The following is a 7318-nucleotide window of genomic DNA, read 5'->3' on the forward strand; positions in this document are numbered from 1 at the left end:
GCCCTACATCGGCTATGCGAGCTTGGGCGTGCCGCAGGAATACATGGTCAGCGACCAGCGCTTTGCGGCCACCCGGCCGGACGTGCTGACCTTCCGCAGCGACGTGCTGGAGGAGGACATCACCATCGTCGGCCCCATCGTCGCGCGCCTGTTCGCCTCGACGACGGGCAGCGACGCCGACTGGGTCGTCAAGCTCATCGACGTCTACCCCGCCGAACTGGAGGAGGAGGCCGCGAAGAAGCGCAAGCCGCGCACCGAGGACGTCGAACCGCCCGAGGCACCGCTCGGTGGCTACCAGCAGCTGGTGCGCGGCGACCCGTTGCGCGGGCGCTTTCGCAACAGCTTCGAGGCGCCCGAGGCCATGGTGCCGGGCCGCGTCGAAGAGCTGCGCGTTGGGCTGCAGGACATCAACCACAGCTTTCGCCGCGGCCACCGCATCATGGTGCAGGTTCAGAGCAGCTGGTTCCCGCTCATCGATCGCAACCCGCAGACCTTCGTGCCCATCCGCAGCGCGAAGCCCGAGGACTTCCAGGCCGCGACGCAGAAGCTCTACCGCTGGCGCGGCCAGGCCTCGGGGCTGGACATCAGGGTGCTGGAGCCGCACTGATGCCACCGTGCGGGACTATCCTCAGTCGCTAGCCGCCAAGGACCAGAGCCGAGATGTTCCGACGACTGCTGCTTGCGCTGATGCTGTTCACGCCGCTGCTGGCCCAGGCGGCCTGCACGCGGCCGTTGCGCGTGCCCTTTGAGGACTGGCGGCCCTATTCCTTCATGGCCGACGGCCATCACACCGGCCTGGAGACCGAGTTGCTGGCCGCCGTGGCCAAGGAGGCCGGCTGCCGCGTCAGCTATGTGCGCGAAGTGCCGCGCAACCGCCGCCTGCCCATGCTGCTCGCGGGGGAACTCGATGTGCTGATCGCTGCGACGCCGCGCTCTGACGCCGCCTGGTACACGCGCGCCTATCGCGACGAGGTGCTGGGCGTGTTCATGCGTGCCGACGAGGCTCGAATGGACGTGCATTCGCTGGATGAACTGCTGCGCGCCAACCTGCGCCTCGTTACCCACCGCGGGCCGGCCCTGGTGCCCATCATCAACGACTTCAAGGCCCATGGCCTGCTGACCTGGTTCGAGGAGTACGCCAAGGGCGTGCAGCTGATGCAGATCGGCCGCGGCGACGTGCTGCTCGGTGACAGCGTCGCCATCGCCTTTGCTGCGCGCGCCGCCGACGTGCCTCTCATCGAGCTGCCCATCCACCTGCTGCGCGACCCCGTCACCTACAAGCTCAGCCGCAAGTCGCTGACCGAGGCCGACCTGCGCGCCTTCAACCAGGCCATCCAACGCCTGGAGTCGCGTGGTGAGCTGCAGCGCATCCGCGCGCGCTGGCTGGGCTCGGTGCCGAGACGCTAGAGGACGGTGTCCGCCGCGGCTCAGTGGGGACTCAATGCCTGGGCACGACAAGGATCTTGCCGTCGCGCTCGCCGGTTGCGGCCGCGGCAATCGCCTCCTTGATTTGCTCGACGGGATAGGTCGCGTGGATGCGCGCCTTCAGTTGGCCGGTGGCGATCAGCTTGGTCAGCTCGCCATAAAGCGCCATCTGCGCCTCGCGCGATGCGACGCGGAACCACTTGGCCAGCCAGAAGCCCCGCAGCGTCAGGTCGTTGAAGACGAAGGACTGCGGCGACACCACGCAAGGCTCGCCGCTCATCAGCCCGTAATTGACGACGGTGCCGCCCTCGGCGACGCAACTCGCCAGCCGGTTGGTCGCCTTGCCGCCGACGGCGTCGATGCCCAGGCGGATAGGCGCGCCCGACACGGCCTCCTTGACGCGCTTGGCCAGGTCGTCGCCATCCACCAGCACCACATCGCCGCCGTCCGCCTTCACGACCGCTGCCGCGCCCTCGCGCCGCACGATGTTGACGGTGCGCAGGCCGCGCAGCTTGGCGAGCTGCGTGAGGTAGCCGCCCACGCCCGAGTTGGCGACGTTCTGGATGACCCAGTCGCCCGGCTGCAGCGTGACGAACTCCGACAGCATCAGCGAGGCCGTGGCCGGGTTGACGGTCAGCATGGACAACTGCTGCGCATCGGCGCCAGCGGGCAGGGGCACCAGGCGCTTGGCGTCGGCGACGAGATGGCTGGCCCAGGTGCCGCTGCCGGCGGGCAGCAGAACCGTCTGGCCCGCACTCAGATGAGTCACACCCTCGCCGACGGCCACAACGCGGCCCACGCCCTCGCTGCCGCCCACTGCCGGCAGCGGCGGCAGGATGCCGTAGCCGCCGGTCAGCATCAGCACGTCCGACGGGTTGATGGGTGCGGCCAGCACAGCAACCAGAGCCTGGCCCGCGCCGGGTGCGGGCGGCTCGAAGGGCAGGGCCCCGATGACGTCCTGCGGCACCGGCCCGCGTTGTTCGTATTGCGCCTTGATGCCCTGGATCGTCATGCCGGTCTCCTGCTATTGGATGGAACGGTCGATTCTCAGCCCGCCCGGGGCGTCGTGGCATCGCCGACGCGACAGGGGCTTCAACCTGTCCAGTCCCTGTCAATGCCGGGCCAGGTGGCGCCCGGCTGCGCCAGCAGTTGCAGAGGCGATCCAGTGACCGGGTGAACCAGAGTCAGCTCGCGCGCATGCAGCCACAGCCGCTGTGTGCCCAGGAATGCTGCGACAGCTCGATTGAGCGGCCCCTTGCCATGCGTCGCATCGCCGAGGATGGGATGGGCGATGTGCTTCAGATGGCGGCGGATCTGATGGCGGCGGCCTTGCAACGGTTCGGCTTCGAGCAGGGCGACGCGGGTGGTGGGGAAGCGCGGGTCGGTGGCCAGTGCCCACTCGATGCGCTCCAGCACGCGCCAGCGGGTCTGCGCCGCCAGCATCGTCTGCCCCGCCGACGGCTGCTCAGGGTCGCGCGCCAGCGGGTGATCGACCAGGCCTTCGTCAGCACCGGGCCAGCCGCGCACAAGAGCGAGATAGCGCTTGTCCATCAGCCCCTGCTCGAACATCGCGCCGAGCAGCGAAGCAACCTCTGTTGACAGCGCAAACAGCAGCACGCCCGAGGTGCCGCGGTCCAGCCGGTGCACGGGCCAGACGGTGCGGCCGAGCTGGTCGCGCAGCAGCTGCAGCGCGGCCTCATCCTCGTGGGCCGCGAGCTGGGTGCGGTGCACCAGCAGGCCGGCCGGCTTGTCGATGGCGACCAGGTGCTCGTCCTGATAAAGCAGGGTCAGAGTCAATTTTTGATAAAGCAGGGTCAGAGTCAATTTTTCAAGTCGCCATCGACGTAGAACCACTCACCGTTCTCGCGCACGAAGCGGCTGACTTCATGCAGCCGATGCGCCCGGCCGCCGAGCTTGCTGCGTGCGACGAACTCGACGCTGCCGTGGTCGGCGTCCGGCATCGCGGTGCGCTTCACGTCCAGGCCCAGCCATTTCAGCCCCGGCTCGGGCGCCTCCAGATCGGCAGGCCGCGTGCTCGCATGCCAGCTCGCCAGCAGATAGTCGCGCAGGTCCAGCACGAAGGCCGAGTAGCGCGAGCGCATCAGCGCCTCGGGCGTGGCTGCGGTCAGGCCCTGGCCAGCCGCAAAGGCCTCGTGCAGGGCGCCGCAGCAGTCGGCATAGGCGGCACGGCGACCGCAGGGGCAGGGCATGGAGGTGTCCATGCCGGCACTCTAGCGGGGGTATCAGCGGCCGAGCGGCCGTCGGGAAAAGACTCGATGAGCCTTGGCAAAGGCAGGGGCCGGCCGAGCAGATAGCCCTGGCCAAAGGCGCAGCCGCATTGGCCCAGGACTTCGAGCTGGTCTGCGTTCTCGATGCCCTCGGCAATGACCTCAAGCTGCAGGTGCCGGCCGAGGTCGACGATGGTCTGGGCAATGGCGCGGTCACGCTCGCCCGTGGCCAGGTCGCGCACGAAGCTGCGGTCGATCTTCAGCGAGCTGATGGGCAGGCTTTTCAGCATGGCCAGCGACGAATGGCCCATGCCGAAGTCATCCAGCGAGATCTCGAAGCCGATCTCGCGCAGCTGGTGCATGACGCGCCTGACCTGCTCGGGCTGGCGCATCAGCATGCCCTCGGTGAGCTCCAGCACCACCTGCGAGGCCGGCACTTCGAGCCCGGTCGACATGGCGCCGAGCATCTCGGGCAGGGCGCTGCTCGTGAACTCGGACGCCGCCATGTTGACGTGGACCTTGAGCTTCTCCAGTGCGCCGCCCTTGAGAGAGGCCAGGTCGCGCAGCGCCTGGCCCAGCACCCAGCGGCCGATGTCGACGATAAGGTCGCTCTGCTCGGCGATCGGAATGAACACGTCCGGCGGCACCGTCGTGCCATCGGGCTTGTGCCAGCGGATCAGCGCCTCCGCGCCATGCAGGGCGCCGGTGGCGATGTCGACGATGGGCTGGTAGACCAGGCGCAGCTGCCCGGCCTGGAGCGCCTCGTGCAGTTCGGTCTCGATGGACAGGCGCTGCGCCAGCTTGGCGCGCTGCTGGGCCAGGGTGTCGGGGCTGCTGGTCGAGAAGACATTGCTGCCGTTGCGGCCGTTCTGCTTGACGCGGTACATGGCCGCGTCGGCGCTGCGCAGCAGCTCGGGGCCGGTCTGGCCGTTCTCGGGAAAGCGGCTGACGCCAATGCTGGCGGACACGGTCAGCGCCACACCCTCGTAGCTGATGGGGCGGCTGGCGGCGGCAAGCACGGCATCGGCCAGGGCCGCCAGCGCCTGCTCGTCGCCGCTGTCAGGCACCAGCACCGCAAACTCGTCGCCGCCCAGGCGGCCGACGCGGGCTGGCGGCGGCGCCAGCTCGCGCAGCCGCTGCGCAAATGCCTGCAGCACCGCATTGCCGGCCTCGTGCCCGAAGGCGTCGTTGATGGGCTTGAAACGGTCGAGGTCGATGAACATCAGCGCGAAGCGCCGGCCCTGGCGGTGGCTCAACGCGCAATGGCGGTTCAGCTGGGCGTAGAAGTGGGAGCGGTTGTCCAGCTCGGTCATCTCGTCGATCTGGGCCAGGCGGTGGATGACAGCCTCGGTCTCCAGGCGTTGCGCGGTCTGGGCGATCAGCGCGCCGATGGTGGCCGAGACCTTGGGCAGCTGGGCCTCGGGCTGGCGGGCCAGGCTGCTGTAGAACTCCAGCACGCCGGGGCGGTGGCGTTCGCCGTTGTCCGACACATAGGTGACCGGGAACACATAGCCCGACCACAGCCCGCACATCTGTGCGCTGCCACGGCGCAGGAAGCGCGGGTCGGTGCTCATGTCCTCCACCCACTCGGCGCTGCCCGTGGCCCAGACACGGCCGACCAGGCCCTCGCCGGGCGCCATCTTCAGTGTCGAGCTCACCGCGCTGAATTGTTCGAGCCGGGCGTCGGGTTGGTGCCAGAAGTGCCGGCAATGCAGGCGGCCGCCGCCGTCCTCCATGTTCCAGTAGGCGCCCCACTCCCAGCCGAGGTTGCGGCAGATCAGCTGGATGACGTTGCTGATCGCATCCTCCAGCGTGTGGGTGCCGATCAGGTATTCCGTCAACGCATAGCCCAGGCGCTCGCGCACGGCCGCGTGGGTGAGGGCGGTCACGTCCTGCAGCAGGCCGTGGCGCCAGCGAGGGTGCGCCGGGTCGGGGGGCAGTGGCGTCACGCGCAGCCAGCGCAGGCCGCGGGCCAGGCCGATGACGCGGATATCCAGTGGGAGCTGGGGCTGGGCGCCGGTCCAGAGCCGGATCAATTCCGGCAGATCGTCCTCGACGACATGGCCCAGGCAGACGCCCAGGCCGCTGGCCGAACGGGTCGGCATTTCCAGGTATTCGGCCGCCGTGGGTGACAGATGGGTGACGCCGGTCTGCGGGTCGTACCACCATTGGCCGAAGCCGGCGGCCTGTTCCAGGTGCTGAGGGCAGGCGGCAACGGGTGCGGGAAGTTGTCGCGGCGGCCCGAACTGCGTGGATGCGGCCGGCATGCTGACTTCCCGATTGCTTGTCATGGGCGGTCACAGCGCAAATCGCATGCCAGCACGGGACCGGTCCGGAATGCGCAGAACCGCACAGCGGCGGCGGAGGCCGCGGTCGGGAGCCCCGCAAGTGTGCAACGGCCCGCACAGGGCTGGTGCGAGGCGCTAGAGGGTCAGCTCCCAGCTCTCGCTGATGACGTCCTGGCCAAAGCTGTTCAAGGGCTCGCTGTGCACCAGCCGGTAGCCCTCGGCCGCGTAGATGGCGCGGGCGGCGGTCAATGCGCTCTGCGTCCACAGCTCGATGCGCTTGTAGCCGGCGGCGCGGGCGAAGTCGCTGCACTGGCGAACCAGGCGCTTGCCCAGGCCGAGGCCCCGCGCATGGGGCTCCAGCAACAGCAGGCGCAGCTTGGCGACGCCGGGGCGCGGCTTGCCGGTGGCCCCATCTTGAGATTCATCGCGTGCCTGCACGAGCATCACGCAGCCCAGGCGCTCGGTGCCGCGCGCGGCGATCCAGCAGGCCTCGCGTTGGGGCTGGAAGCGGTCGACGAAGTCGGCGCAGATGCGCGCCACCAGCGCCTCGAAACGCACGTCCAGGCCGTACTCGGCGGCGTAGAAAGCGCCATGCCGCTCGACGATCCAGCCCAGGTCGCCAGGTTGGGGGGAGCGCAGCTCAACGGCTGCCGTGGCGTCGGGCTCCAGCACGGCCTGGATGCGCGACATCGAGCCCAGCAGCGCGTGGCGTTGTGTTGCCGACAGCGGCGCGAGCATGGCCTGGGCCTTGGCCGTGCCCTCGCGGTCCAGCGGCACGAAGGCGCGCTTGCCGGCGGGGCTGAGCTTGAGCAGCGTCTGGCGGCCGTCGCTGGGATGGGCCTGGCTGGCCAGCAGGCCGCGGTTCTTCAATCCGCGTAGCAGCCGGCTCATATAGCCAGCGTCCAGCTGCAGGCTCTTGCTGAGCGCCGAGGCGCTGATCGGCGCGTGATGCGCCAGTTCCCACATCAGCCGGGCCTCCGGCAGCGTGAAGTCACTGTCCAGCTTCGGCGCCAGCACGCCGATGCGGCGCGTATAGAAGCGATTGAAGGCGCGGACGTCCAGGGCTTGATCGGCGGTCATGGGCCATCATCTTCAAAATACTTGCTTTTGGCAATCAATTGCCGAGCCGCTACGCTGCGGCCTTCAACGCAGACGGAGACGCGCTTGGGCATCGTGGTGTATTGGCTGGAAGGTGAGGGCGAAGAGGCGACCCCGGTCTGCCAGTTCTTCAGCAGCAAGGAGCTGACGCAGGCCCTGGCCTGGGCCGAGGACAGGCGCCGCCAGGGGCATCGCCACGTCAGCATCTCCACCGAGCTGGATGAAAGCGTGGGCCGGCCGGGCGTGGCCGCGGTCGAAGGCGGGCGAACGCCAGACGGC

8 protein-coding genes are annotated in these 7318 nt (G+C 69.0%); 3 read left to right on the top strand and 5 right to left on the bottom strand.

What is annotated here, in order from left to right:
• Together ACXJKR_RS19235 and ACXJKR_RS19240 are read left to right on the top strand one after the other, a co-directional pair.
• On the top strand, positions 1–607 hold a 607-nt coding region (locus ACXJKR_RS19235), incomplete at its 5' end, for a CocE/NonD family hydrolase (RefSeq protein WP_457324178.1).
• A 53-nt stretch (positions 608–660) separates the two neighbouring features.
• A complete protein-coding gene (locus ACXJKR_RS19240; RefSeq protein WP_457324179.1) occupies positions 661–1407 on the top strand; it encodes a substrate-binding periplasmic protein in 747 nt (248 codons plus the stop codon).
• Between the two features lie 31 nt (positions 1408–1438).
• Here the strand turns inward: ACXJKR_RS19240 and ACXJKR_RS19245 are convergent, their stop codons facing one another.
• From ACXJKR_RS19245 to ACXJKR_RS19265, 5 genes are all read right to left on the bottom strand, one after another.
• Complete coding sequence (locus tag ACXJKR_RS19245) at positions 1439–2437, bottom strand: zinc-dependent alcohol dehydrogenase family protein (protein WP_457324180.1); 999 nt, start codon at positions 2435–2437, stop codon at positions 1439–1441.
• An 80-nt stretch (positions 2438–2517) separates the two neighbouring features.
• Complete coding sequence (locus ACXJKR_RS19250; RefSeq protein ID WP_457324181.1) at positions 2518–3222, bottom strand: pseudouridine synthase; 705 nt, start codon at positions 3220–3222, stop codon at positions 2518–2520.
• A gap of 23 nt (positions 3223–3245) precedes the next feature.
• Positions 3246–3635, bottom strand: coding sequence for a YchJ family protein (locus ACXJKR_RS19255; protein WP_457324182.1), 390 nt, complete (start codon positions 3633–3635; stop codon positions 3246–3248).
• Positions 3551–5920, bottom strand: a complete 2370-nt coding sequence (locus ACXJKR_RS19260) for a putative bifunctional diguanylate cyclase/phosphodiesterase (RefSeq protein ID WP_457324183.1) — start codon at positions 5918–5920, stop codon at positions 3551–3553. The genes ACXJKR_RS19255 and ACXJKR_RS19260 overlap by 85 nt, the downstream gene beginning before the upstream one ends.
• A gap of 156 nt (positions 5921–6076) precedes the next feature.
• Entirely contained in the window at positions 6077–7021 is a 945-nt protein-coding gene (locus ACXJKR_RS19265; protein WP_457324184.1) for a bifunctional helix-turn-helix transcriptional regulator/GNAT family N-acetyltransferase, read from the bottom strand.
• Between the two features lie 84 nt (positions 7022–7105).
• On the opposite strand from ACXJKR_RS19265, the gene ACXJKR_RS19270 reads away from it, so the two are divergent.
• Positions 7106–7318, top strand: a 213-nt coding sequence (locus tag ACXJKR_RS19270) for a hypothetical protein (RefSeq protein ID WP_457324185.1), incomplete at its 3' end; no start/stop codon positions are given.

This window comes from Roseateles sp. P5_E11, from assembly GCF_054049355.1.

Coding starts and splice junctions, on each gene's coding strand:
- ACXJKR_RS19260 (WP_457324183.1), bottom strand. CDS start 5,920: ATGCCGGCCGCATCCACGCAGTTCGGGCCGCCGCGACAACTTCCCGCA.
- ACXJKR_RS19245 (WP_457324180.1), bottom strand. CDS start 2,437: ATGACGATCCAGGGCATCAAGGCGCAATACGAACAACGCGGGCCGGTG.
- ACXJKR_RS19255 (WP_457324182.1), bottom strand. CDS start 3,635: ATGCCCTGCCCCTGCGGTCGCCGTGCCGCCTATGCCGACTGCTGCGGC.
- ACXJKR_RS19240 (WP_457324179.1), top strand. CDS start 661: ATGTTCCGACGACTGCTGCTTGCGCTGATGCTGTTCACGCCGCTGCTG.
- ACXJKR_RS19265 (WP_457324184.1), bottom strand. CDS start 7,021: ATGACCGCCGATCAAGCCCTGGACGTCCGCGCCTTCAATCGCTTCTAT.